At 40.2% G+C, this 26,323-nt stretch carries 21 protein-coding genes and 2 riboswitches; of the genes, 19 read left to right on the top strand and 2 right to left on the bottom strand.

From position 1 onward, the window contains the following. Positions 1-54: 54 nt before the first annotated feature. The 16 genes from D0466_RS16860 (at position 55) to D0466_RS16785 (ending at position 19,474) form a co-directional block, all read left to right on the top strand. Positions 55-486, top strand: coding sequence for an RbsD/FucU family protein (locus tag D0466_RS16860; RefSeq protein ID WP_117323713.1), 432 nt, complete (start codon positions 55-57; stop codon positions 484-486). Between the two features lie 204 nt (positions 487-690). Then, entirely contained in the window at positions 691-2,193 is a 1,503-nt protein-coding gene (locus D0466_RS16855; protein ID WP_117323712.1) for a sugar ABC transporter ATP-binding protein, read from the top strand. A gap of 42 nt (positions 2,194-2,235) precedes the next feature. Next, positions 2,236-3,237, top strand: a complete 1,002-nt coding sequence (locus tag D0466_RS16850) for an ABC transporter permease (RefSeq protein ID WP_117323711.1) — start codon at positions 2,236-2,238, stop codon at positions 3,235-3,237. Positions 3,238-3,326: 89 nt separating this feature from the next. Next, the gene (locus D0466_RS16845) at positions 3,327-4,289 is read left to right on the top strand and encodes an ABC transporter substrate-binding protein (RefSeq protein ID WP_117323763.1); all 963 of its coding nucleotides are present in this window, start codon (positions 3,327-3,329) and stop codon (positions 4,287-4,289) included. A gap of 164 nt (positions 4,290-4,453) precedes the next feature. Then, a complete protein-coding gene (locus D0466_RS16840; RefSeq protein ID WP_117323710.1) occupies positions 4,454-5,191 on the top strand; it encodes an SDR family oxidoreductase in 738 nt (245 codons plus the stop codon). A gap of 15 nt (positions 5,192-5,206) precedes the next feature. Beyond that, on the top strand, positions 5,207-6,175 hold the full coding sequence (locus tag D0466_RS16835) for a Gfo/Idh/MocA family protein (RefSeq protein ID WP_117323709.1): 969 nt from the start codon (positions 5,207-5,209) through the stop codon (positions 6,173-6,175). A gap of 25 nt (positions 6,176-6,200) precedes the next feature. Beyond that, positions 6,201-6,851, top strand: coding sequence for a class II aldolase/adducin family protein (locus D0466_RS16830; protein WP_117323708.1), 651 nt, complete (start codon positions 6,201-6,203; stop codon positions 6,849-6,851). Between the two features lie 30 nt (positions 6,852-6,881). Next, positions 6,882-8,354, top strand: a complete 1,473-nt coding sequence (locus D0466_RS16825) for a rhamnulokinase (RefSeq protein ID WP_117323707.1) — start codon at positions 6,882-6,884, stop codon at positions 8,352-8,354. A gap of 24 nt (positions 8,355-8,378) precedes the next feature. After that, the gene (locus D0466_RS16820; RefSeq protein WP_117323706.1) at positions 8,379-10,169 is read left to right on the top strand and encodes an L-fucose isomerase; all 1,791 of its coding nucleotides are present in this window, start codon (positions 8,379-8,381) and stop codon (positions 10,167-10,169) included. A gap of 93 nt (positions 10,170-10,262) precedes the next feature. Then, positions 10,263-11,945, top strand: coding sequence for a ribulokinase (locus D0466_RS16815; protein WP_117323705.1), 1,683 nt, complete (start codon positions 10,263-10,265; stop codon positions 11,943-11,945). A gap of 110 nt (positions 11,946-12,055) precedes the next feature. Then, a complete protein-coding gene (locus D0466_RS16810) occupies positions 12,056-13,090 on the top strand; it encodes a LacI family DNA-binding transcriptional regulator (RefSeq protein ID WP_117323704.1) in 1,035 nt (344 codons plus the stop codon). A 196-nt stretch (positions 13,091-13,286) separates the two neighbouring features. After that, positions 13,287-14,045 (top strand): DeoR/GlpR family DNA-binding transcription regulator, encoded by a 759-nt coding sequence (locus tag D0466_RS16805; RefSeq protein ID WP_117323703.1) that lies wholly within the window; start codon positions 13,287-13,289, stop codon positions 14,043-14,045. A 744-nt stretch (positions 14,046-14,789) separates the two neighbouring features. Then, positions 14,790-15,278, top strand: a complete 489-nt coding sequence (locus D0466_RS16800; protein ID WP_117323702.1) for a hypothetical protein — start codon at positions 14,790-14,792, stop codon at positions 15,276-15,278. 253 nt (positions 15,279-15,531) lie between these two features. Beyond that, on the top strand, positions 15,532-17,208 hold the full coding sequence (locus D0466_RS16795; protein WP_117323762.1) for a M4 family metallopeptidase: 1,677 nt from the start codon (positions 15,532-15,534) through the stop codon (positions 17,206-17,208). 606 nt (positions 17,209-17,814) lie between these two features. Continuing rightward, complete coding sequence (locus D0466_RS16790; protein WP_117323701.1) at positions 17,815-18,600, top strand: SDR family oxidoreductase; 786 nt, start codon at positions 17,815-17,817, stop codon at positions 18,598-18,600. 577 nt (positions 18,601-19,177) lie between these two features. Continuing rightward, complete coding sequence (locus D0466_RS16785; RefSeq protein WP_117323700.1) at positions 19,178-19,474, top strand: hypothetical protein; 297 nt, start codon at positions 19,178-19,180, stop codon at positions 19,472-19,474. Between the two features lie 163 nt (positions 19,475-19,637). Here D0466_RS16785 and D0466_RS16780 read toward each other — a convergent pair whose 3' ends face one another. Next, complete coding sequence (locus tag D0466_RS16780) at positions 19,638-19,985, bottom strand: DnaD domain protein (protein WP_117323699.1); 348 nt, start codon at positions 19,983-19,985, stop codon at positions 19,638-19,640. A gap of 259 nt (positions 19,986-20,244) precedes the next feature. Then, positions 20,245-20,341, bottom strand: a riboswitch (cyclic di-GMP riboswitch). A 476-nt stretch (positions 20,342-20,817) separates the two neighbouring features. On the opposite strand from D0466_RS16780, the gene D0466_RS16775 reads away from it, so the two are divergent. From D0466_RS16775 to D0466_RS16770, 3 genes are all read left to right on the top strand, one after another. Then, positions 20,818-22,671, top strand: a complete 1,854-nt coding sequence (locus tag D0466_RS16775) for an Ig-like domain-containing protein (protein WP_158555933.1) — start codon at positions 20,818-20,820, stop codon at positions 22,669-22,671. A 168-nt stretch (positions 22,672-22,839) separates the two neighbouring features. After that, positions 22,840-22,980, top strand: a complete 141-nt coding sequence (locus D0466_RS22295) for a hypothetical protein (protein WP_158555932.1) — start codon at positions 22,840-22,842, stop codon at positions 22,978-22,980. 125 nt (positions 22,981-23,105) lie between these two features. After that, positions 23,106-25,130, top strand: coding sequence for a methyl-accepting chemotaxis protein (locus tag D0466_RS16770; RefSeq protein ID WP_233522684.1), 2,025 nt, complete (start codon positions 23,106-23,108; stop codon positions 25,128-25,130). A 97-nt stretch (positions 25,131-25,227) separates the two neighbouring features. Here the strand turns inward: D0466_RS16770 and ndk are convergent, their stop codons facing one another. Further along, positions 25,228-25,689 (bottom strand): nucleoside-diphosphate kinase, encoded by a 462-nt coding sequence (gene ndk, locus D0466_RS16765; RefSeq protein ID WP_117323697.1) that lies wholly within the window; start codon positions 25,687-25,689, stop codon positions 25,228-25,230. A gap of 425 nt (positions 25,690-26,114) precedes the next feature. After that, positions 26,115-26,194: riboswitch (glycine riboswitch) on the top strand. The last annotated feature ends 129 nt before the right edge of the window (positions 26,195-26,323 follow it).

Here is a 26,323-nt window from a genome sequence, read left to right as displayed (position 1 = left end):
AAAAATAAAGCGTTTTTTAAAAACCAAAATATTTATATAGTGAGGAAATTTGCCATGTTAAAAGGAATACCAAAAATTATTAGCCCTGACCTAATAAAAATTCTTATGGAAATGGGACATGGAGATGAGATCGTGCTTGCCGATGGCAATTTCCCGGCTGCTTCTTGTGCGGCAAACCTTGTAAGGTGTGATGGGCATAATGTCCCTGACATATTGGATGCGATTTTAAAGTTTTTCCCGCTTGATACTTATACGGAACAACCTGTTTCACTGATGAAAGTAGTTGGGGAAAACTCGGAACCGCCAATTTGGAGAGAATTCAGTCATGTAATAAAAAAATATGACTCTCATTTTAATTCGTTTGAAATGATTGACCGGTTTGATTTTTATGAACGCGCCAAAAAAGCATATGCCATTGTGGCAACGGGGGAAAGTGCGCTTTACGCAAATATTATTCTAAAAAAAGGGGTTGTAATTGACAAATAGAAATAAGATTTTCGAATATTTTTAATTTTTTGGTTGATTTTTCAAAAATACTCAAATACAATTAATTACAAACAAACCCAAAAAAAAGAAAAAAATGTAGAATTACCTGTTTTTTCTTTTAATTTTTTTGTCTTTTAGGTCAAATTTTTTTGCTTCATTGTGTAAACGTTTACACACATATTGATAGAACTGGTAGGTGATAAAATGGGTGAATTATTGCTAAGAATGGAAGGGATCAGTAAAGCTTTCCCTGGAGTGCAAGCGCTATCAAACGTTGATTTTGAACTCAATAAAGGTGAGGTTCATGCCCTTCTAGGGGAAAATGGAGCAGGTAAATCCACGTTAATGAAGGTTCTCACTGGCATTCACAGTAAAGATTCCGGTTCAATCCTTTATCAAGGGAAAGAAATCGATGTTCCTGATACACGTACAGCTCAAAATCTGGGAATAAGCATTATCCATCAGGAATTGAATTTGGCTCCGGATCTGACTGTGGCCCAAAATATTTTTATCGGCCGGGAACCAAAAAAAATGTTCGACCTTTTCCTGGATGAAAAAAAACTTAATGACAGGGCCAAAAATTTGTTTGAAACATTAAATATTAAGCTGAATCCAAAAGATAAAGTAGGGAATTTGTCTGTTGCAATGCAGCAGATGGTTGAAATTGCAAAAGCGCTTTCTTTCAATTCCAAAATCTTGATTATGGATGAACCTACAGCAGCACTGACAGATACAGAAATAGATTCACTATTTACAATGATCAGGAAGCTACGCAGCGATGGTGTAGGAATCATATATATATCGCACCGGATGGAAGAATTAAAAAGGATCACTGACCGCGTTACCGTAATGCGTGATGGTACATATATCGGAACCGTAAATACTCAAGAAGCAACTATTGATCAGATCATTTCCATGATGGTTGGAAGGCAAATATACCAAAACCAAAGGCCTGAAATAAAAAACAGGAACAGCGAGAAAGTCCTCGAAGTCAAGAATTTAAATCGTGGGAATGTCATAAAGAATGTAAGCTTTGACCTCCACAAAGGTGAAATCCTAGGCTTTGCCGGACTGATGGGTGCCGGCAGGACTGAAGTGGCCCGTGCAATCTTTGGGGCTGATATGCGTGATTCAGGTGAAATCATAATCAATGGGAAACCAGCCCGGATAAAAAGTCCAACCGATGCTGTGCAGCATGGCATAGGCTACCTTTCGGAGGACAGGAAACAATATGGTGTAATGCTCGAGATGGATGTAAAAGCAAACATAACCATTGCCACGATGAAGGATTATCTAAAACTTGGAAGCTTAAATAATCCTAAGATAAACGATCAATCTAGCGCGATGGTCAAATCATTACGCATAAAGACTCCGTCCATAAACCAGCTGGTCAAGAACCTCTCCGGTGGAAACCAGCAAAAAGTCGTTATAGCCAAGTGGCTGACCCGGGATTCAGATATTCTAATTTTTGACGAACCAACGAGAGGCATCGATATAGGTGCAAAAGATGAAATCTACAATTTATTGAATGAATTGGCCGCACAAGGAAAATCGATTATTATGATTAGCTCGGAACTTCCCGAAGTTTTAAGGATGAGCCATAGGGTTATCGTAATGTGCGAAGGCAGGATAACGGGCGAGTTAATCAATGACGAAAATATCTCGCAGGAATCGATTATGACCCTGGCTACCCAGAGAATTGGTTAAACAGAACATCAGCTTTCAAATTTCTAAGGAGAGTGTTGTTTAATGGAAACTCCAAGTACACAAATAATAATAGAAGACAAAGAGAAAAAGATCAGGTTTAAATCGAATGCACTACAGCAGTTTCTGGCATTTGCCAGCTTAATAGTTATGGTAATCTTTTTTTCACTAGCTTCACCCAATTTCTTTCAATTTGATAACATTATCGGAATCCTGTTATCTACTTCTGTTATTGGAATCCTTGCCCTAGGTGCAACCTTTATTATCATCACAAGCGGTATCGACTTGTCTGTCGGGACAGTCATGACCCTCACATCGGTAATGACGGGTATTTTTATAACAAGCATGGGGCTTCCGGTTATCGTTGGCGTAATTGGAGGGATATTGACAGGAGCCGTAGCCGGATTAATTTCCGGGCTGGCTATAGCCAAAATGAATATACCGCCTTTCATTGCAACACTTGCAATGATGATGATTGCAAAAGGGTTGGCTCTTGTTATATCAGGTGCAGCTCCAATCTATTTCACTGCTTCTCCAGAATTCACAAAAATTGCTATGGGCAATATCATTCCTGGCTTAAAGATTCCTAATGCCGTTCTTATCTTTTTTGTAATGGCGATCATTGCAGGGATCATCCTGAATAAAACCATAATTGGCAGGTATACTTTTGCGCTTGGGAGCAATGAAGAAGCAACACGCCTTTCTGGCGTAAATGTAAACAAGTGGAAGATCATCATTTATGTTTTGGCAGGTGTTTTCACAGGTATTGCCGGCTTGGTAATGGCAGCCCGTTTGAATTCAGCACAGCCGGCCCTTGGACAAGGCTATGAATTGGAAGCGATTGCAGCAGTTGTTATTGGCGGTACTTCATTGGCCGGAGGAAAAGGCACCATTCTTGGCACAGTCATTGGAGCTATGATCATGAGTGTACTGACAAACGGGCTTCGCATCATGTCAGTTCCCCAGGAATGGCAGACAGTGGTTGTAGGTATAGTCATCCTGTTTGCGGTATACACAGATGTTCTGAGAAATAAAAAAGCAAAGTAATTCCGGGTATTACTCTCTTTTTGAGATTAATATAAAAATTTTAGGGGGAATAGGACTTGAAAAAGAAAAAAAGTATTTTTTTAACTGCAATGCTTTCACTCTCAATGGTTTTGAGCGCATGTAATTCAGATTCCGCGAACTCAGATGAAAAAGATTCTGGTTCGGCAGGAGGAAATGATGACGGACAAAAGTATGTTGCCATCATTTCAAAAGGATTCCAGCATCAATTCTGGCAGGCTGTTAAAAAAGGAGCTGAACAGGCAGCTGATGAAATGGATGTAAAAATAACATTTGAAGGTCCTGAAAGTGAGTCACAGGTTGACAAGCAAGTAGAAATGCTGCGGGCTGTTTTGGATAAAAAGCCAGATGCTCTTGGATTTGCAGCATTAGATAGCCAGGCTTCCGTTCCTCTTCTACAGGAAGCAGCAGATAAGAAAATTCCTATTATTGCATTTGACTCCGGGGTAGAAAGTGACCTTCCGCTTGCTACGGCAGCAACTGACAGCCGCGCAGCGGCTGCCCTGGCTGCTGACAAGATGGCTGAACATATTGGCGGTAAAGGCAAAGTGGCGGTAGTAGCACATGACCAGGTTAGTCAGACAGGCATCCAGCGCCGCGATGGATTCGTTGATAAAATCAAAAAAGATTATCCAGACATCGAAATTGTTGACATTCAATACGGTGGCGGAGACCATCTCAAATCTACCGATGCTGCAAAAGCAATCATGCAAGCCCATCCAGACCTTGCTGGTATCTTTGGAACAAACGAAGGGTCTGCCATCGGTGTTGTTAACGCTGTATCCGAATTGAACAAAAAAGACCTGGTGGTAATCGGATTCGACTCTGGTAAACAACAAATAGACGCCATCAAAAATGGTTCAATGACAGGGGCGATTACACAGAATCCGATTGGCATTGGATATGAAACTGTCAAAGCTGCAGTTGCTGCCATCAATGGCGAGAAAGTAGAGAAAAACATTGATACTGGTTTCTTCTGGTATGACAAAGAAAACATCGATGATAAAGAAATCAAGGCTGTTTTATACGAATAAAAAATAGAATAAGGGGGGCTGCCCGAAGGATGCGGGCACCCTCTCTTTTTCTAAAAAAATCATAGAATCTTTTTTATGCATAATAAATGCGCCTACAAATATCTTTCATACAAAACTATTACATAGAAGAACAACACTTCCCCTAATGCTAAGGAGGAACCATTATGACTTTTGAGGGAAAAACGGCTATCGTTACCGGCGCCGGCAAAGGAGTAGGCAAAGAGCTTTCCAAACAATTGCTGCAGCTGGGAGCAAACGTAGTAGCTATCACAAGAAATGAACAAGATCTAAGGGACCTGGACAACGAAACAAGGGAAATCCAGGCTTCATCCGGAACAACATTACTTCAGATTTCTGGGGACGTTTCGAAAGAGGAGACGGTGGATAGGGCTATTAATTATACAATAGAACATTTTAGAAAAGTGGATATTCTTGTTAACAATGCAGGTATCGGTATTTATGGGCCGTTGGACGATCTTAGTATTGAGGATTATGACGCGATGATGAATACCAACATGAGGAGCACTTTCCTATTCACAAAGGCTGTCCTTCCATTTATGAAACAGCAAAGATACGGCCATATCTTGAATGTTGCTTCTGTAGCTGGGAAAAAGGGACTTCCGAACGAAACCGTCTACTGTGCGACCAAATTTGCCCAGATCGGGTTCTCGCAGGCATTAGACCATGAGGTTCGGCAATACGGTATTAAAGTCGGCAGCATATGTCCAGGAGGAATTAATACAAATTTTGCTATTGGCACGGGGCGCACTTTAAATGACCCGGCGATGGAACAGTTCCTGGATGCCGAGGACGTGGTAAAGGGTATTCTGTTTATGCTGGAGCAGTCTCCAAAAAGCAGAGTCATAGAATTATTCATGAGACCAATATCGGAACCACTATAAGCTGAGGTGAATTCAATGAACAATAAAATCAAATGGGGGATATTAAGCACCGCCAATATTGCAGTGGAGCAGTTAATTCCTGCTATTAGAAAATCTTCCAATGGTGAGGTTTACGCTATTGCAAGCAGCAGCGGAAGGGCGGCGGATGCAGCACATTCGCTTCAAATTCCCGTGGCCTATGATAGTTATGAGCAGCTGTTAGCTGACCCTTATATCGACGCTGTATATATACCGCTTCCCAACAACATGCATTACGAGTGGACTATTAAGGCTGCCAAGGCAAATAAGCATGTGCTTTGTGAAAAACCGGCTGCACTCGAAGTCGGACAGCTTGAAGACATGATTTCAGCATGTAAGGAAAACGGAGTACTTTTTATGGAAGGATTCATGTACCGGTTCCATCCACAGCACCAGAAAGTGAAGGACTTACTTGCTGAAAAAGCAATCGGGAATATTAAAATGGTGCGTGCCTGCTTCTCGTTTTATATGGAAGACAGGGAGGGGAATATTCGTCTTAACCCTGAGCTTGGTGGAGGAGCCCTTTATGATATCGGATCTTATTGTGTAAACTCTATCAATAATATTCTGGGAACAGAGCCCCTTAGCATCGAAGTCACAGCGGAAATGAATCAGGATGGGGTGGATACAACCGCTTCTGCGGCCTTATTCTATCCGGGCAATATCCATGCAACCCTCATGTGCAGCTTTGATGCAGTAATGAAAAATGAATATGAAATTATCGGTTCGAATGGGTCTATCCGTGTTCCGCATTCCTACAGGCCTGATTTAAATTCAGGAGTTGGGATTGTAGAACTTACACAGGAAAATGAATACAGAAAGTTCACTATATACGGAGACCAGTACTTATTGGAAGTTGAGCACTTCGCAGACTGTGTAATTAATAACAAAAAGCCGGTGTATTCTGGTGAAAGTTCACTTATGAACCTGAAAGTCGTCAAGTCTTTAATAGAGAGAATAAAATAGCAAACAAATATACGGGGTGATTATTTTGTCACAAGTACTTAAAGACTTAAGAATATACGCAGATAAGATTGTAACATCCGGTTTGGTTGTCGGGGCTGGCGGCAATCTTAGTATGCGGGAAGGAAATATCATGTACATATCTCCAAGCGGCTTCGATCTGCAGGAAATTGAAGACAGCCAATGGGTTCGCGTCGATATTGATACAGGTGAAGTGCTTGATGATTTAAAACCTTCATCCGAGGTACTCATGCATCTGGAATGCTTTCGCAAACGCCCTGATATTACAGCTGTAATGCATGCGCATCCAAGCTACTCGGTAGGTGTGTCCTCGGCCGGATGCAGCATTCCAAGCATGTTCCCGGACTTTCCGGCAATGGTCAGAAATGTTTCCTACCTGGATTATTTAATTCCGACAACAGATGTGCTGGCAAACGCAGTAGCAGAGGTTATTGCTGATACAGACGTGATCGTAATGAGAAATCATGGAGTGTTAACGGTTGGAAAAACAATGAAGGAAGCCTATTTTTTCATGCAAATTATAGAAGAATCGGCGAAGGTTTTTACAATCGCATCCACTGTAGGGGTTCCAAGAATTTTAACGGAAGAGGAATGTCAAGATTTGAGGGATCTTTCCTCCGAAAAGTACAGGCAGAAGCTTTTGAAGGAGTCAAAATAACTTAGATTCTTCCAAAAAGGGGGAGAATGAATGAAAAAAGTATGGGCTTTTGATTTAGGTGCCTCAAACGGCCGCTTGATGGTAAATGGATTTGATGGCAAAAGCTTTTTTCTCGAAGAAATTCATCGTTTCCCTAATCAACCGATACATCTGACTGGCCATTATTATTGGGATATACTCAGGATTTTTCAGGAAATGAAAAATGGAATGGCCAAAAGTTTCCTGAAAGGGCATAAGGCCATTGAAAGTTTATCAATCGACACGTGGGGCGTTGATTTTGGGCTTCTCTCTGCAACAGGGGAGCTTCTTGGGAATCCCTATTCATACAGAGACCCGCAGACGAAAGAAAGTTTAGCGGAAATATTTGGCCGCATTCCAAGGGAAGAATTATTTGAGCGGACAGGTGTAGAGCCGGCCGCAATTAATACGATTTGCCAGCTGTATGCCATTAAACAAAGAAACCCGTATCTATTGGAGAAGACAGAGACGCTTTTGCTGACTCCCAGCCTAATCAGCTATATGCTATCAGGTGTCAAGGCGAATGAGTTTACGATCAGCACAACTTCCTCCCTTTTTAATTTTAAAAGGCATAATTGGGATTATGAAGTGATGGAAAGGCTGAATCTTCCTTCTGAATTCATGGCAGATATTGTACAGCCTGGAACTGTGCTTGGTCCTACGCTTGACTCGGTAAATATCGAGGCAGGCATCTCCTCTGTCAAAGTTATTGCCGGAGCCGGACATGATACAGCATGTGCCCTTGCATCCCTGCCAATCCAGTCGGAAAGCGCGGCTTTTATGAGCTGTGGAACATGGATTCTGATGGGAGTTCAGGTGAATGAGCCTGTTGTTAGCAAAAATGCACTTATGTGGGGATTTACAAATGAGGGGACCGCAGATGGCAAATATCGCCTCCTCAAAAATACAATGGGGCTATGGCTCATACAAAAGTGCAGATCTATTTGGGAAAAAGAAGGACAGAGGATTACATATGAAGATGAAGCACAGCTAATCGAGAATACCCGACCATTTCAAAGATTGATTGACCCAGATGATCCACAATTTTTCAATCCTGAAAATATGACCGAACAAATCAGAAATTATTGCATTGGGTCGAATCAGCAACCACCGGAAACAATGGGTGATTTCCTGAGATGCATCCTGGAGAGCCTAACATTGAAATATAGGTGGGTCATTGAAAAGATAGAAGCTCTGACCGGAAAGAAACTAGAAATTATTCATATGGGCGGCGGAGGCATCCAGAATCAATTCTTGTGCCAATTTACAGCCAATGCAACAAATAAGACTGTTATATCGGGCCCTGTGGAAGCCAGTTCAATTGGAAATTCCTTATCTCAATGGATTGCCCTTGGAGAAATAAAAGATTTGAAGGAAGGGCGGGAGATTGTGGAACGATCATTCCCGGTTAAAACCTATGAACCTCAAAACCAATCAGAATGGCAGGATGCCTATGGGCGCTTTAAACAGTTATTCAAATTATAAATCTATCGAATAGGAGAAATTTGCATGAAAACAATCAGAAACAGATACTACGGACAACTTCCAAAAATAGGAATAAGGCCGGCCGTTGATGGAAGACGGAATGGCATTCGGGAATCTCTTGAAGAAACAACAATGAATCTGGCAAAGTCAGTTGCAGCGTATTTGTCTGAACATCTTCGCCACTATAATGGTGAGCAGGTTGAGTTTGTCCTTGCCGATACATGTATTGGCGGAGTAGCAGAAGCGGCTCAGACTGCAGAAAAATTTGCAAGAGAAGGGGTAGGTGTTTCCATAACTGTATCTCCATGCTGGTGCTATGGGTCTGAAACGATGGACATGACTCCGGACATCCCAAAAGCGGTTTGGGGCTTTAACGGTACAGAGCGTCCTGGGGCAGTTTATCTTGCAGCTGTACTGGCCGCCCATAACCAAAAAGGTCTTCCCGCTTTTGGCATTTACGGGAAGGATGTCCAAGATGTCGGGGACACAACAATTCCTGATGATGTAAAAGAAAAGCTCCTGCAATTCTCCAAATCAGCCCTTGCAGTAGCCACTATGAAAGGGAAATCCTATCTTTCAATGGGCAGTGTCTCCATGGGAATCGCCGGAAGCATGGTTGACGCAGAGTTCTTCCAGGACTACCTTGGCATGAGGAATGAGTATGTCGACAGCACCGAATTCATCAGAAGGATGGATAAAGAAATTTATGATAAAGAAGAGTACGAAAGGGCATTAAGCTGGGTCAAGGAAAATTGCAAGGAAGGACCAGACAACAATCCGGAAGATATGCAAAGATCAAGGGAAGAAAAGGATCGGGATTGGGAAATCAGCGTCAAGATGGCATTAATAGCCCGGGACCTTATGGTTGGAAATCCTAAGCTTTTAGAAATTGGTTATGGTGAAGAAGCCCTTGGCCATAACGCAATAATCGGGGGATTCCAGGGCCAGCGCCAATGGACAGACCACCTGCCAAATGGAGACTTTATGGAAGCGATTCTGAATTCTTCCTTTGATTGGAATGGAATTCGCGCTCCATATATTCTTGCAACAGAGAATGACAGTCTGAATGGAGTAACCATGCTGTTTGGCCACTTATTAACAAATACAGCCCAGGTATTTGCCGATGTAAGGACATATTGGAGCCCTGATGCGGTGGAACGCGTTACGGGTTATAAGCCGGAAGGATTGGCGGAGAACGGGTTTATTCACTTAATCAATTCAGGTCCGGCCGCTCTTGATGGCACAGGTGAGCTGACAAAAGGTGGCAAGCCTGCAATGAAACCATTCTGGGAAATTACAGAAGAAGAAGCACAGAAATGCCTGGACGCCACCCTTTGGAGACCTTCCAATACTGGATATTTCCGTGGAGGCGGATATTCAAGTGACTTCCTGACCAGGGGGAAAATGCCTGTAACCTGCGCAAGAATTAATCTTGTTAAAGGCCTGGGTCCTGTTCTTCAGATAGCTGAAGGTTACACTGTTGAGCTTCCTGAACAGGTTCATGAAACACTCGACAATCGTACCGATCCAACCTGGCCGACTACCTGGTTTGTCCCTAATCTAACAGGAGAGGGCGTTTTTAAGGATGTTTATTCTGTAATGAACAGCTGGGGCGCAAACCACTGTGCCATGAGTTATGGCCACATCGGGCATGAACTGATTACTTTGGCTTCGATGCTGCGAATTCCGGTAAACATGCATAATGTTAGCGAAGAGAAAATCTTCAGGCCAAGTGCATGGGGCATGTTCGGAACCAAAGATCAAGAAGGTGCAGACTACAGAGCCTGCAATGCCTATGGACCGTTATACCGTTAACAATATCTGAAATAAAAACCCCTGATTAGTTTTCAGGGGTTTTTTCAAAAAGTTAAGGCCAACAGAGATGATATCGAAAGAGGGTAAAAAAAGATGAAGAAATATTCGATTGGAGTCGATTTTGGAACGGAATCCGGAAGGGCTGTTTTAGTCGATGTATCAAACGGTGATATAGTTGCAACCCATGTCACTCCCTATAAACACGGGGTCATTGATAAAGAGCTGCCGTATTTAGATGTTAAATTGGATCAGGATTTCGCTTTGCAAAATCCTGAAGACTATTTGTCTGTTTTGTCAGCTTCTGTTCCGCAGGTCATAGGTCAATCAGGCATTGAGCCAACAGATATAATCGGTTTAGGACTAGATTTCACTGCCTGCACGATTTTGCCAACAGATGACCAGCTCGAGCCCCTCTGCAACAAGGAGAAATTCAGGGGAAATCCACATGCATGGGTAAAGCTTTGGAAACACCACGCCGCACAGGATCAAGCAACCAGGATAAATACGCTGGCAGAGCAGCATGGCGAGATATGGCTCAAACGCTATGGGGGGAAAATATCCTCAGAATGGGTGCTGCCAAAGGTGTGGGAGGTGCTGCAAAAGGCACCGGAAATATATGATGAGGCCTCCTATTTCATCGAAGCTGTAGATTGGATCACCTCAAAAATGACGGGGGAACTCAGAAGAAATAGCTGTGCAGCAGGCTATAAAGGAATGTGGCATAAAAAAGAGGGCTATCTTGCTCCTGAATTCTTGAATAAGCTGGACCCTCGGTTATCGAACCTTTATGAAACAAAGCTAAGGGGAGAAGTAGTTCCGACCGGGACATCTGCCGGAACTTTGACGAAAGACATGGCCGAATTAATGGGCCTCCCTGAGGGAATTGCGGTAAGCGCGGGAATTATAGACGCTCATGCCGGAGTGCCAGGGGTAGGCGTTTCAGAACCAGGAAAAATGGTCATGGTGATGGGCACATCTACATGCCATATGCTTTTGAGTGAAAACGAGGTCCTTGTAGAAGGAATCAGCGGGGTAGTAGAAGACGGGATTATCCCCGGACTCTTTGCCTATGAAGCAGGACAGGCAGCTGTAGGCGATATTTTTGCCTGGTATGTCGAACATAATGTACCGGCTTATATTAGGGAGGAAGCTAAAGCAGGGGAAATATCTGTTCATGAGCTCCTTGAGAAAAAAGCAAGTAAACTTACACCTGGAGAAAGTGGCTTGATTGCCCTGGATTGGCATAATGGAAACCGTACTCCTCTAGTGGACTCAGATCTTTCCGGCTTGATTATAGGGTTGACTTTGTCCACTTCGCCAGAGGAAATTTATAGAGCGTTAATTGAAGCGACAGCATTTGGAACCAGGTCAATCATTGATACCTTCCGGAAAAATGGGGTAGAAGTAAATGAGCTATATGCTTGTGGGGGACTTCCGCATCGCAATAAGCTGTTAATGCAAATATATGCAGACATAACGAACATGGAAATCAAAATTTCAAACACAACCCTTACTCCGGCCATTGGGGCTGCTATGTACGGCGCAGTAGCGGCTGGGGCTGATAACGGAGGATATGATTCAGTGGTTGAGGCAGGAAGGAACATGGCCGGCTTAAAAGAGGAATCTTATAAACCAATACCGGAAAATGCAGCAGTTTATGAAGAACTTTATCATGAGTATGTGCGTTTACAGGCATATTTTGGGCGTGGAGAAAATAATGTGATGAAACGTCTTAAAGGAATTAAAGAAGCTGCTTTAAAAACGTTACAATATTAGTTGTGTTAAGAACCAAGCCACTCCCATCAATAGGCAGACAGTGGCCTATCTTTTCATTTTTATAAGCAAATTTCTCGGTTTTTGAAATCCCTTACTTTGGATGTGGTTTTTTGAACAATGTGACGATCAAAGATATAGCCAGGGAGTTAAATGTTTCTACTGCAACAGTGTCCAGAGTTTTGAACCAGAGCGGTTATGCAAGTCTGGAGGTAAAGCGGCAAGTTCTTGCAGCGGCAAAAAAAATGAATTACCAACCTAATGCAATCGCCAGGAGTTTAAAGAAACATCAGACAAAAACGATTGGCGTCATATTGCCTGATATATCTAATCCCTATTTCATGAAAATATCAAAGGGTCTTGAAGACGTCGTCTATGAAAGCGGCTATCATTTAATTTTTTCCAGCGGCAATGACAACCCTGAAAAAGAAAATGAAATGCTCAAGGTTTTATTTGAAAAGAGGGTAGACGCAATCGTCCTTGCCCCATCTGGTGAAAATGATGAACTGATCCATAAAATTAAAAACACGGGTATACCTGTTATTCTGGTCGACCGCCAACTCAGTAATGAAGCAGTGGGCTTGGATTATGTGACTGAAGATAATTTTGAGGGAGCATACCAGCTAACAAGTTATCTTCTTGAACAGGGCCATAAACAGATTGGTGTGGTCAACGGTCCTTTATCCATCAGCACTGGATTTGAAAGATATGAAGGGTTCAGGAGTGCAATTAAAAGATATAACATCGAAGTCGATCACAAGTACATCTATCACGGGGATTATACCCAGGAAGCCGGTTATAAGGCCGCTAAATATTTTTTTGATCTCGCTGAAAAACCAACAGCGATCCTTTCCTTTAATAACAGGATGACATTTGGAGTACTTCTCGAGCTAGCTGAAAGAGGTTTATCCAATTATGAACATCTTGATATTGCATCATATGGCGAAACAGAGGCTACCATTTTTTTGAAAGCTCCCAAAATTATAACCCTTCATCATTCTTCCTATGAAATGGGAGCCCGGGTTGGTGAAATCTTAATGGAGAAATTGGTGAAGAATAAGGAAGAGTCAGTTAATGAAAAACCGAAGCAGCATACAATTTATACGCAAAAAAGTACAATTTGGCAAGAGTCTGATTTAAAGAGTTAAAGCATTTGATTATGAAATATTATGTAAATAGATTTATTTACTAGGAACTTGAATCGATTCCCTTTTGGAGTTTTTGCTGTTCCTTATGAGATCTCTTTTTTTGAAAAAAATATGCTATAATAGCTAACGAAAAAAAAGCTTAAATAACAAGAAAAAACAAACAATTTAGGTTGAAAGCAAGGAAGGTGCGGATCAAGTGCTGGTAGCTGAGCGGCAAAGAAAGCTGGTTGAAGTGGTTAATGATAGACTGAGCATTCGAGTCTCGGAACTGAGTAAAATTTTTTCTGTGACGGAGGAAACGATCCGCAGGGACCTTGAGAAGCTCGAGAAGGAAAATTTGCTGCGCCGAAGTCACGGTGGAGCTGTCAGCATTCAGAAAGAGCAATCGGAAATTTCTTATCTTGAACGGGAAATTACAAATGCGGAGGATAAAAAGCAGATAGCCATGGAAGCGATCAAGCATATCGAACAGGGGGACCAAATCGTCCTGGATGCGAGCACGACAGCATGGTATATGGCGAAAGAACTCCCTGACATGCTGCTGACGGTTTTGACTAATTCAATTAAGGTGGCTGTCGAACTAAGCAGAAAGGAACAGGTCAGAGTAATCTCGACAGGAGGGTTGTTATTGCCACAATCACTGTCTTATGTTGGACCGTTGGCAGAGCGATCCCTAAACGCCTATCATGTAAACAAGGCGTTTCTCTCTTGCAAAGGGGTTCATCTCGAAACTGGACTGACGGATACCAACGAATTTCAGGCATTATTGAAAAAGCAAATGATGGGAATTGCCGACATGACGGTTCTTCTTGCAGATGCCAGCAAGTTTGGGGTACGGTCGTTTGCACATATTGCAGATCTTGGCGAGATAGACCTCGTCATCACAAATAAAAGCATAGAGGCCGCAATAGAACAAGGAGTAAGGGAGCAGGGAACGGAAATCAAAACAGTCTGAGGGAAAAGTAAAAATATGCCCAATCCATACTTTTGCTTTTTTACAATAAAGGACTCGGTCCACATCTTCTACCTTAGAAAGCAGGTTTCCAATTGCTATAAATATATTGTGTGCTTCATTTGTTGACTGTTTAGACGCATGTTATACATCTTTGTGCAGGAATTCGCAATCCTATTTCTATTTCGTAATAAGCCTTATTTACTTTAGGTGTAATATAAATCATGACAGTAGTAGATAGCGCTTTATTAAACACCCGATAGCATGTGAGGTCTGTACCTTGATAACTTTGCGTTAAAATTAAACAGACGGAACAGCAAGAATCTGTAAAAGAATCGTTGCTGTTCCGTCTGTTTTTAATTCCATTCGTTCAATTAGCCGATAATATTTCTACAGAATGTCAAAGATTATTTTTGCAAGGTCAGTATTATCTATTTGTCCTGCGAATCTTTGTGTACCAGGCCCAATACCGTGGGGAATACCAGAAAACTAGGATAATAATTTCAGAGTTAACTTGATTTCTCCTTCGACATGGTTAATATAGCAAGAATAATAAAGAAGTGGATGATTATTTAGAGCGAGGATGTAAAATATGAGTATACAGGGAGTTATTTTGGGATTAACCGTTTTGTTATCTGGATCACAAATGAGTGTTCTAGAGCCACAATCTTCAATGAAAAATGTAGAAATAAATACATAGGAATGTCGGTATTTAGTGCGCTGTCTCCGAAACAGGCGAACCCAATCATGAGTAAAAGAACAAAAACAGCGGTTGAGGCTATTAAAAACAAGAATATGAAACAATTAAAAACCATGATTCATCCTGATAAGGGAGTTAGATTTTCAGCGTATACGTATGTGGACAAAAAATCGGACCTTGTATTTAAGCCTTACCAATTGGAAAAGCTCCCAACCAGCAAGAAGGTTTACAACTGGGGGGAATATGATGGCTCAGGTCATCCCATTAAGTTGACGTTTAACCAGTACTATCGTGATTTTATATATGACCGGGATTATAATAGTATGAAAAAGATTGGTTATAATCAACCGATAGGCAAAGGAAATACGATTAACAATATTCGTAAGGTGTACCCAAATTCCATTGTGGTTGAATACTATTTTGGCGGGACCAGAAAATACGCCGGTATGGATTGGTCCAGTTTAAAATTGATTTATGAAAAAAAAGGAAGCCAATGGTACCTTGTAGGCATTGTTCACGACGAATGGACGATTTAACAAACATGGATAGGGCTATATATTTATAACTTACGGATAAACCCTTACTTTAATCGTTTTCTATTAAAACACACATCTTTAACAACAATTCTTGATGATAGTTGTTTTTCAAATGGAACCTTATACCTATAATACGTGTTAACTAGCTTTATTTTTATGTTTTTATAAAATTTAAATAATTCGAATTATTCATGTGAATTCAAACCTCATTAATTATAATGAATGAAATGGAAATTGATGGGGGTATTGGATGTTGAAAAAAAAGTTTCTTGTTCCTGCAGTTCTGACGTCAACGTTGCTGGCAGGTTCTATCCCGGTAAGCAGTGTGTTTGCGGAGCCGGTAAATTCGAGTGTGGTTAGTAGTGTACAAGCTTCTAAGAAGTGGAATCAGAAAGCAAGCGTACCTGTTTTTGTGAAGGAGCGATTTGCAGAGAAATTCTCTTCTAGCACGCCCTCCAATGCATTAAATTATTTGGAGAAAAATCAAGATAAAACCGGAATTAAAAATCCGGATAAAAACCTAAAAGCAAAAGGCTCACAAAAAGATGAACTGGGTATGACTCATGTCCGGTTTAATCAGTCAATAAATGGCGTCAACGTAGAAGGATCCGAAATTACTGTTCATTTTAATAAAAATAATGAAGTAGTATCCGTCAATGGAAGAGTGAATCAGGCGATTTACGATGATGCAGTGGACACGACCGCCTCTTTAAGTAATGATTCAGCACAAAAGGCAGCATTAACCTCTGTCAATGCTCCTGAAGAGCTGACATATGAACCAACTACCGAGCTGGTTGTTTATCCTTTCGAAGGGAAACATTATACAGCGTATAAAGTGAATGTTAACTTCATGGGGAATGAACCTGGAAACTGGTTTGTCTTTGTGGATGCCAATACGGGAGAAGTTATCGACAAGTATAATGGGTTAATGCATGCTGACGAAATTAAAACACAAAAAGGTGCTGGAAAAGGTGTACATGGTGATCACAGGGAATTACATATTACCCAAGTGAAGGAACCGCAATCCGGAACAAAGTTTGCGTTAGCTGATTACTCTCATGACAATCTACAAGGTATATTTACCTATGATTCTAAAAATGATGGGATTTCCAGCAATGATACTCTATATATTGGGAATTCTGCTGCATTTATAGGCGACTATGACCGAGCTGCGGTCGATGCACACTATAATTCCGAGAAGGTATATGACTATTATCTAAATGAGCATGGCCGTAATTCCCTTGATGGGGAAGGAATGGCTATTAAATCTTATGTTCACTATGGTAACAATTACAACAATGCCTTCTGGAATGGGCGTTGGATGACGTACGGAGATGGTGACGGTGAGTTTTTTATTTCTCTATCAGCCGGTCTTGACGTTGCTGCCCATGAAATGACTCATGGTGTCATCTCTAAGTCAGCAAATTTAGTATACCGCGATCAATCTGGAGCACTAAACGAATCGTTTGCTGACGTCTTTGGTGCACTCGTTGATGATAGTGATTGGGAAATGGGCGAGGATATTATGGCAACGGCTGCTAAAGCTGATGGTGTAACAAGATTGCGCAGCTTAAGCAATCCAAACAGTGTGGTTGTCAGCAATGCGGAAAGAAGGGCGTTCAGTACAAATGGCGGAGTCTATCCGGACCATATGGACGAGTTTTATAACATGCCAACTTCTGTTGATGGTGGTGGCGTTCACGTTAACTCATCCATTACAAACCATGCAGCATACTTGATTGGTCAAGACATTGGAAGAGAAAAATTAGGGCAAATTTACTATCGTGCTTTAACTGTTTATTTAACTCCAAACTCCAATTTTAGCGAAGCACGAAAGGCCCTTGTTCAGTCTGCAATCGACATTTATGGTGAAGGCAGCGAGGAAGAGACTGCAGTTCATTCTGGATTTGATGCGGTCGGAATCTACTAATTATTTCATTGGAACTTTGTCTTCAGAAAAAAATTTTTTAACGGATTTTAGATGAATAATAAATTACGTTTTATATTCCCTCGAACCACGAGTTTGGGGGAATTTTTGTTATGGTGGTCTAACTGGATGCTCACAAATTTGGTTATGAAATCGTGATAGTTTCACAAGGTAAATGCTCCTAGGAAGTTCTGTAGAGCAACTTCCAGGTAAACTGTTAGATATGTCCTTTTTATGTGATGCAGCGACAGAACACGTGCCCATTTGAGAAAAAGCAAGGGATAGCTAAATCACTGATGGAAAAATCTAAATTCATTTTGCTTTAGACAGGTTGGGCGCGGTCCAGTGGGCTTCAGAGCCTGTAAGTAATGGGTTTCACAAAATCATAAACTATAGCAGTTTCAAGTTCATCAACAAAAACATGGTGGTCGTATATATGCTTTGCCCCGTGCTTATTATATAATCCCCAAACATAACCAGCCTCCTATTTTTAAAACAGTGACAAGTCATTCAACCTGCAAAAAATCGGCAAGGTTGCCAATGGTCGGTTTGCCTTCAGTCCTATAGGGAACAATAAATTGGCATGCTATTTGAATGGAGGAATATAACATGGGCAAAACAATTTTCATTACGGGTGCCGGGACCGGGCTCGGAAGAGGTGCAGCAATTGGTCTGGCAAAAAAAGGCCATCGTGTGATTGCAAGTACAGAGCTGACTTCTCAAAAAACAGACCTTCTGCGGGAAGCAAATGACTTGAAACTGGATATCGAGGTAATTAAAGTCGATATTACGAACCCTTTGGATCTGGAACAGATAGAGAAGTATGATTTTGACGTATTTGTTGCAAATGCTGCCATTAATGAACGAGGACCGCTCGGTGAAGTGCCGATGGACCGGTTTCGGGCACTTTTTGAGGTAAATGTTTTCGCAACCTTGGAAACAGCACAAATAGCTGCACGGAAGATGGTTGAAAAGGGAAGCGGAAAAATCGTCTTTATGAGTTCGATTTCAGGAATTTTAGCATCCCCATATGGCGGTCCATATGCCGCTACAAAGCACGCGATTGAAGCAATTGCCCATACCCTGCAGTTGGAACTTCAAGGATTTGGAGTAAAAGTCGCCACCATTAATCCCAGTGACTTTAAGACAGGCTTTAATGACCGTGCGGCAGAAGAGCTATGGAAATGGTACGATGAAGAGAAAAACTTCACAAGGAAAGAGGATATAAAAAGGGCGGAAGAGGGGTTAAAGAACCAGTTTGACCCGGAAGAAATGATTGCAAAAATGGTAGAAATCATTCCAGCTGACCATCATAAATTCCGAACCGCCTATCCTCAGCAAGCCGAGAAACAGATGAAGCAAGAAGAACAAAAGTGGTGGGAGATGGACATATAAGACGCTGCATTGAGTTCTTTTAACCGGTGGTATGGGGCAGTTGAAAAAAGGAAAAGAGGGAAGGCTCTTTTCCTTTTTTGCACTTTTTCATTTTTTTATAATTCTAGAGGTTATCCGAATAAATTTTTGTGAAAGGGTTATGATTCTCAACTTTATCTTAGAAATAAACTCTGTGTTGGGTAATATCTTCTCTAATACTCATCTTTAATATTCTCTAGATATGGATTGTATTGGGCTGGCAAGGTATTTTTCAAAGGGAGAGTTTATTCCTTAGTTAACTTATCCAGTTATATCTATTTTATTTATGATTAAATTATTTCATATTTTCATCCAGCCACTGGAGCAGTTGTTGTGGTTGTTCTAGCTCTTAATTCTTCATTCATTTCTTTTCACATCTAATCCCCTATTCTTTCTTCTTCTGATGATCAGCATATAGAAAAATTATACATTCGCCAATGGGATTGATAAATATAACGTAATTAAAGTAATAACCAATAACTCAATTACAAATAGGCTAATGTCTATTCCTCCTTCAACATGGACACATACACTATCGTTGAAAAGGAGGAGAATTATAATGGAGAGACAAATTGGAGTTTACCCTGGTTACGGCATGGGTTATGGAGGCTACCCATCCCATCACGGATATGGTGGTTATCCATCTCATCACGGTTATGGCGGTTATCCATCCCATCATGGGTATGGCGGTTATCCATCCCATCATGGGTATGGCGGTTATCCATCTCATCACGGGTATGGCGGTTATCCATCCCATCATGGATATGGCGGTTATCCATCCCATCACGGATATGGCGGCTATCCATCCCATCACGGATATGGCGGCTATCCACCCCATCATGGATATGGTCGATGATAACGATTAAGTAATATTTTGAAAGGCTCTAATTCTAAATGAGATGTAATAATTTTTGTATATAAAATAGATCAACTAACAGAGCTTTAGTTCCATAGCGAAGCTGCCGAATAAGGTGGCTTTTTTCTTATTCAAAAAAGGGCAGGTTAGCAGAATAACTCAGCTATTCACCAACCAAATCTTCTTCGCTTATTCCATACCGCTGACAAAAAAGCGGTTTAGTTTCATCGTGAATTAAACACATCGCTTCGTGCACTGATTTAATGTGTTTTTTCGACCACTGTACAGTTATTTCATCAACATACTCTTTCACCAGCTTACCGTTTTTCAATAATACATATTGAAGCAATACGTTTATAACGGGATCCGATAAGCCAGCCTGTGTCCTAAGTGAATTAATGATCTCACTATGCTCAGGTCTTATACATTCGCCTCCGGATTGGCGCATTAACATTTGCTCGGGGGATGTTTGTTCAAAAAAATCGCCTATTAATTTTATTGTTAGACACATTTCATCACGTCCAAATTCACTTGTACTTTATTTTATTTTTAAATAAGAACAAACCTGCCAGCAGGAGGTGGAGTACTAAGGGGATCAACTTTTTACTTTGCTGTTACTTTATATTCCTATTTCCTTTCCGGCAGATAATAGATTTCTTCAAACTATACATTGCTCCTTTTCCATATATAAAAAACATGACTATACCTGTAATCTTTACAGTAATAGCCATGTCGTTTTTTCATCGATTGTGAAAATTCTACACAAGCTATTCGGTAACCTGGCGATCATAGCATCTATGCAAGCACAGAAACCTTAGACCCAACGCTTTGCGTCCCTCCCTTTCAGAAGGTTTGCCTTTTCGTATCTTGAAAGTTATATAATTTATTATTTATAGTTATTATAAATTAATTATTTTTATTAAATTAGTATAATTCTACTAGTTGATTGGAATTCTATCATGACACAATGTCATTTTTCAAGGAATGTTTTTAAAATTATTTATAAAAAGTTCCCTGGGCGTGTTCCACATAACCACTGTCGCATTATCAAATCCATATTGATCAAATAATTTAATCGTCTGCTCCATTATTGACTTCTTCCGATTTATTAAATGTACTTCCTGAATTTCGTTATTATTTGAAAATAAAATGGTTGCTTTAAGATTATATCGAAAAAGATAGAATGATTTGGGAATTTTTAAACAACACTAAGTGGTAACACAATTTCCCCGCTCTTATTTGGAGAAAGCACCCTTTTTTAATGATGGGGTGTAAGTCAGATGTGGAAAATTTGATGTAAAAATAAAAGCTTACTAGAATTACAGTTAAGGAAAATGTTGTTAATGGATAATTTATACTATAAAATACAAGGTAGTTTCCTTTTTTTGGACACTGTACATACTCTTTTTCACCTAGGAGAGATTCATATGAGGAGATTTAGGCAGTGGTTAAGTATAATTTTGGTCTTGGCTCTTTGTTTTAGCTTTGCACCTGCTAGTTTAGCAGCAGAAAATACTGAAATACCTGTATATGCTAAGTTATCAGGGCATACGAGCTGGGTACGCACTACTTCTATTAGTTCAGACGGTACTTTACTCGCTTCTGGAGGCATGGATGGCGCAGTTCGCGTCTGGGATACAACAACTTTAAAAGAGTTAATGGTAAGAGTCTTATCATCTGATATAAGGATTGTGGAGATGAGTCCGAGCGGCAGGTATGTAGCAGTTTGCACGAATAATTACGATGATCCTATTTACCTGTGGGATATACAGACCAACAGCATTTCTGAGTTACAGGGACATGAGTATAGTGCGAATGTGCTGGCATTTACACCAGATGAAAAACAATTGATTTCAGGCGGTTCTGATGAAAAAGTCATAGTTTGGGACCTTGCAGCTGCAGCTAAAACACAAGAATTTACTTATGCTGATGATGTTACATCACTGTCGGTATTAGCTTCTAAACAGTTCGTTGCTGCAGGATTAAGGAATAACACAATCCAAGTCCGAAATTATAAAACGGGTCAACAAGTGAAAACCATTTCTGGTGTTGTACAAGGTGGATCTTACAGCTATCCAGTGGACCTTACGTTCACTCCTGATGGAGAATCCCTTTATGTTGCCGGCTCAACTTCATATCCAAATGTTTTTCAAGTGGATAATGGATTTAGTAGGGTTCCAAACGATCCATCTAAATTCGGAGAAACCTCCTACTGGAAAAAGGTCCAGTTCAGCCAGGATGGGTCTTTCCTATTTACAAATGACGGTTATAGCGCCTATGTTTATGACACATTAACCGGCGAATTACTCGCAAAGAGCGACAGCACCTATATTCAAGATATGGAGGTAGATCCCTCATTAAAATTCATTGCTGCAGCTGGCCATGAGGACGTTGAAATGATGGATCTTTCGGATGCGGCTAAAACAATTACAAGCTTAACCATTCAAGTTGATGATACATCCATTCCGCTTAATAGGGAAGGTTCAGTAAAAGTAATTGCAAATTATAGCAACAACACAAAGAAAATATTGAAATCTTCCGATGTTAAATGGACAACTTCAGATTTTCAAACAGCTGTAGTTAATGGAGACACTATCATTCCGCGCAAAGAAGGAAAGGTGACATTAACAGCAGCCTATAAAAAAATTGAGGCAAGCCTCGATGTGGAAGTGACACAACCTGTAAAAGAGTTAACGCATATGGCTTTTTCTTCTAAACAAATAACAATGAATGAAAAAGGCCAGGCAAAAATAAGTATTTATGGATTTTACGATGATGGCAGTAAAGAACATTTCCCTTTGGATGACTTTACTTTCACAGCTGCTGACCCGCGTATGGTTTCAATACAAGGCAACTATATAGTGGGGATTCGTGCGGGGAAAACACGATTAACAGCGAAGACTAAAAACTATACTTTTAGTACAACAGTCGTTGTAAAAGACATTACACCCCCGGCTGCACCTAAGGTAAAGGCTATCGCGAATACAAGCAGAATCATTACGGGAAAAGCGGAAGCAGGCAGTACGATTGTTGTTGTGGCAGGCAAGAAAACATACAAAACTGTGGCAAAAACAAGCGGTTCTTTCAGTGTATCCGTGCCGCCGCAAAAAGCGGGAGCTGCTATTACAGTTACCGCAATCGATAAATCAGGAAATAAGAGCAAATCTACCAAAATCGTTGTAAGTAAAAAGAAGTAAATACAAGCGGGGAGGACAATGTCCTCCCCGCTTATTATATGGGATAAACTTGTACTACTTTCTGTCAATGTTCCTCATACAATCCATTGGTGAAGTGGTTGCAAAAATTGTATTAAAATGGCCAAATAAAAAAGCCTGATATGCCCGAATGTTGTTCGAACTTGCGATATGATTCGGGAAAAAATATCACAAATTAAATATACATTACTTGAAATTGTGGCTAAAAGGACGAAATTATTAAATGAAAGGGTAAAAGCTGTTGCTGAATGGACGAAATACGAGGCTGAAGAAGATTGGACACTAGAGTAACGGATAGGATAATCTTACTATGTCGTATTGTTAGTTGTTGAAACTAAAGGACTAAATCCGTGTTGAGTAGTTGTCCATGATCCAATATTAAGGAAATCACAGATAACAGTACGACTGCATTAGATGTGCAGATTAATAGGAAGTTATATAAGAATATGGAGAGTGGCGTTGTTGTGAGGTTAGTTGTTAAAAATACGATTATTATCAGTTTATTAATTACGTTATCCATGATAAGTATCTCTGCATTTGGGTATATGAAAGCAAAAGACTTTCTATATGAAAGATTCCAGGATCAAGCTTACGGCGAGCTTAAATCGGTAAGAGCGAATATAGATATATGGATAAAAGGTAAACAGGAAACAATGGAATACATAGCTGAAGCGGATGAATTAAAAAAGGGTAACGTTAAAAAAGCAGATGCTTTAGGTGCTGGAATAGCCAAAAGAATGGATAATCCGGATGCATTCGCCTTTATGAGTGCTGAAGGGTTCTTATATTTGGGCGGAAATAAAATACCAGCTAGTGATTTTGAACACTATAAGGGCGGTATGGATAAACTTACAAAAACATATAATCCAGTTCCTTCGGCATCCCCTAGTTTAAATGGAGCACCGATTGTATTATCTTCATCACCAGTATTCGGTAATAATGGAGAAGTTGTCGGAGTGGCATCAGGCGGCCATCAAATCGAAAGTCTAATGAATATAATAACTGATATAAAATTAGGAGAAAGTGGATATGTTACCGTCTTTACGGGCGATGGCACCATTGTTGCAGGTCAAAAAAAAGAGGATATTCTTAATAAGAAAATTTCAGATTATAAAAATAGTGATTTGGCTAAATTGGTTGAAAAAAGTATCGGTGGTAAAACAGGCGTAATCGAAACAAACTTTAACGGGGAAAACAGTTTGGTTTTTTATAGCAAAGCAAAAGAGATGGATTGGGGCATTATGATTTCAGTTCCAACAAGTGAAGCTTTTGCTGATGCACATTCATTATTGAATTACTTTGTCATGATTACAGTTGCCTTTATTCTGCTAGGAGCCATTATAAGTTATGTTATAAATTCCAGATCGTTAAAACCAATAAAAGAAGTCAATGATAAAATAGAAGAATTGGCAAATAATGAAGGGGATTTAACTCAAAGATTAAACATAAAGAGAAAAGATGAAATTGGGCAACTGGCAAATAGCTTTAATTTGCTGATAGATAGTTTGCAGGATTTACTTGGCGGTATTCTCCATAAAGGGGATGTTGTAGCAGAAAACACTTCTGTCCTATCAAACCATGCTGAGGAAATGGTTCAATTATCCGGTGTCGTTACAAAGAATGTTCAAATCGCAGCAGAAATATCTACGGAACAAGAAAGAGGAAACAAAAAGAATCTGCAATCCATGAATGGGATTACACACAGTGTATCAGAGATTAAAGATCATTCTTTATTGGTATCTGAGAAAACAAAGACATCTTACAAAGAAGTTGAGAAGGCGAATGAGCAAGTTATTTCATTACTGGCTCAAATGTCTGATATACAGGATTCTGTTCGGCATTCATCCGGGATTGTAAGGAAATTAGGAAATCGTTCATCCGAAATTGGCAATATCGTAGAAATGATCACCAGAATCTCGGAACAAACCAATTTACTTGCATTAAACGCTTCAATTGAAGCAGCGAGAGCCGGCGAACAAGGAAAAGGATTTGCCGTTGTGGCTGATGAAGTCAGAAAGTTAGCAGAGGAATCTGCTCAATCCGCTAAACAAATTTATGAACTCATAAACGAAATACAAACAGAAACTGCCAATGCGGTTAAGGAAATGGAATCTGGAACAAGCCAATTTCGAACTGGTATGGATCAACTAAAAGATGTAAATGGAAGTTTACAAGATGTATACCGTTCCTCCAATGAGTCATCGAATGAAGTAGACCGGATATTTATTGAAATTGAAAACCTGCTTTCCAAGGTGGAAGATGTGGAACGAGTAATAAATGATAGCTCACAGAAATCTTTAGAATCGACCAAATACATCCGTGAAGTTGCCTCTTCTTCAGAGGAGCAGTTATATTCTATCCAGGATATAACTGCTTCCATTGAAAAAACTGCCGAATTCGCCGAAGAATTGAGGAATTTATTGAATAGATTTAAAATATAAGTTCATTTTATGAGTTGGACACAACTAATTGAATCTGGTTATGGCTATTTCAAAAAAATCCCCTTAGCTTTATTGTTAAGGGGATTTTTTTAAGGCATTAAACAGATTGTCGGCCTTCGAAAGGAAAATCATCCTCTAAGCTGCGTTTTTTCAGCAGGCTAAAAAAATTTTCAATTTCCCGTTCCGCACTTAAGAGAGAATCTGAGCCATGGATTACATTCTCTTCTTTTGTACTTGCAAAGTCGCCGCGAATTGTACCTGGCAGTGCTTCTGACGGACTAGTCTTGCCTATCATGAGGCGGGATACCTCAATGATATTTTCCCCTTCCCAGACCATTGCAAAAACAGGACCAGATGTAATAAATTCCACTAATTCTCCGAAAAATGGTTTGTCCTGGTGTTCCATATAATGATACTCAGCCTTAGTTCGGTCAACTGTCATAAGCTCTGCATTTAACAAGGTAAACCCTTTTTGCTCAAAGCGTTTGATGATTTCTCCGATTATCCCTCGTTTCACCCCATCAGGCTTGACCATGATAAACGTGCGCTGTAAAGTCATACGATCACCTCTTATATTTTTAATGAGAACCACCTGCACTATGTATGATTAGCTGCAATCTCTATGTTAGGTTGATTCTGCACATTATCCATTATGGCGAAATAATACGGATTTCAAACCATTCACCGATTAAGAAAAATAAACATTTACGGGGTGTTGGCCGAATTAATGCAGCAAGATGCCCACCTTTTCACTTTTTGAGCTGTTTCGTTCGTTTCTATTATTCAAAAATAATCATCTTGGAAGGTTTCTTCTTTTTCCATTTCGTCATTTTTCGATAAATTTCGTAATTTCCGTTTCCCTTAAAAATAAATTATAGTATAATAATATAAATGTAAAAAAGATGAACAAGGCACCGATATCTACTTCGTTCATCATTATAATCAAATAAACATGCGATGATTGTTAGGGGGAAAACTTTAGCAGGAGCAGTTTCTGGAGAGATCGCAAATTTTTGCGACGCCGAAGGGTTCACAATCTCAGGCAAAAGGACAGAAGTGTAATAAAATACGGTTTGTTATTCTGACGAGGATAATAAAGCGCTATTTATTATTCTGACGCCTAAGAGATTGGAGTATTTCCAATCTCTTTTTTATTTCTAAAAAGATTGATCTGGAAAAATTCTTTCTGAACG

The organism is Peribacillus glennii (assembly GCF_003429105.1).
Classification (GTDB): Bacteria; Bacillota; Bacilli; order Bacillales; family DSM-1321; genus Peribacillus; species Peribacillus glennii.
The sequence above is the reverse complement of the archived record's forward strand: the minus strand, read 5'-3'. Positions and strand labels throughout refer to the sequence as shown.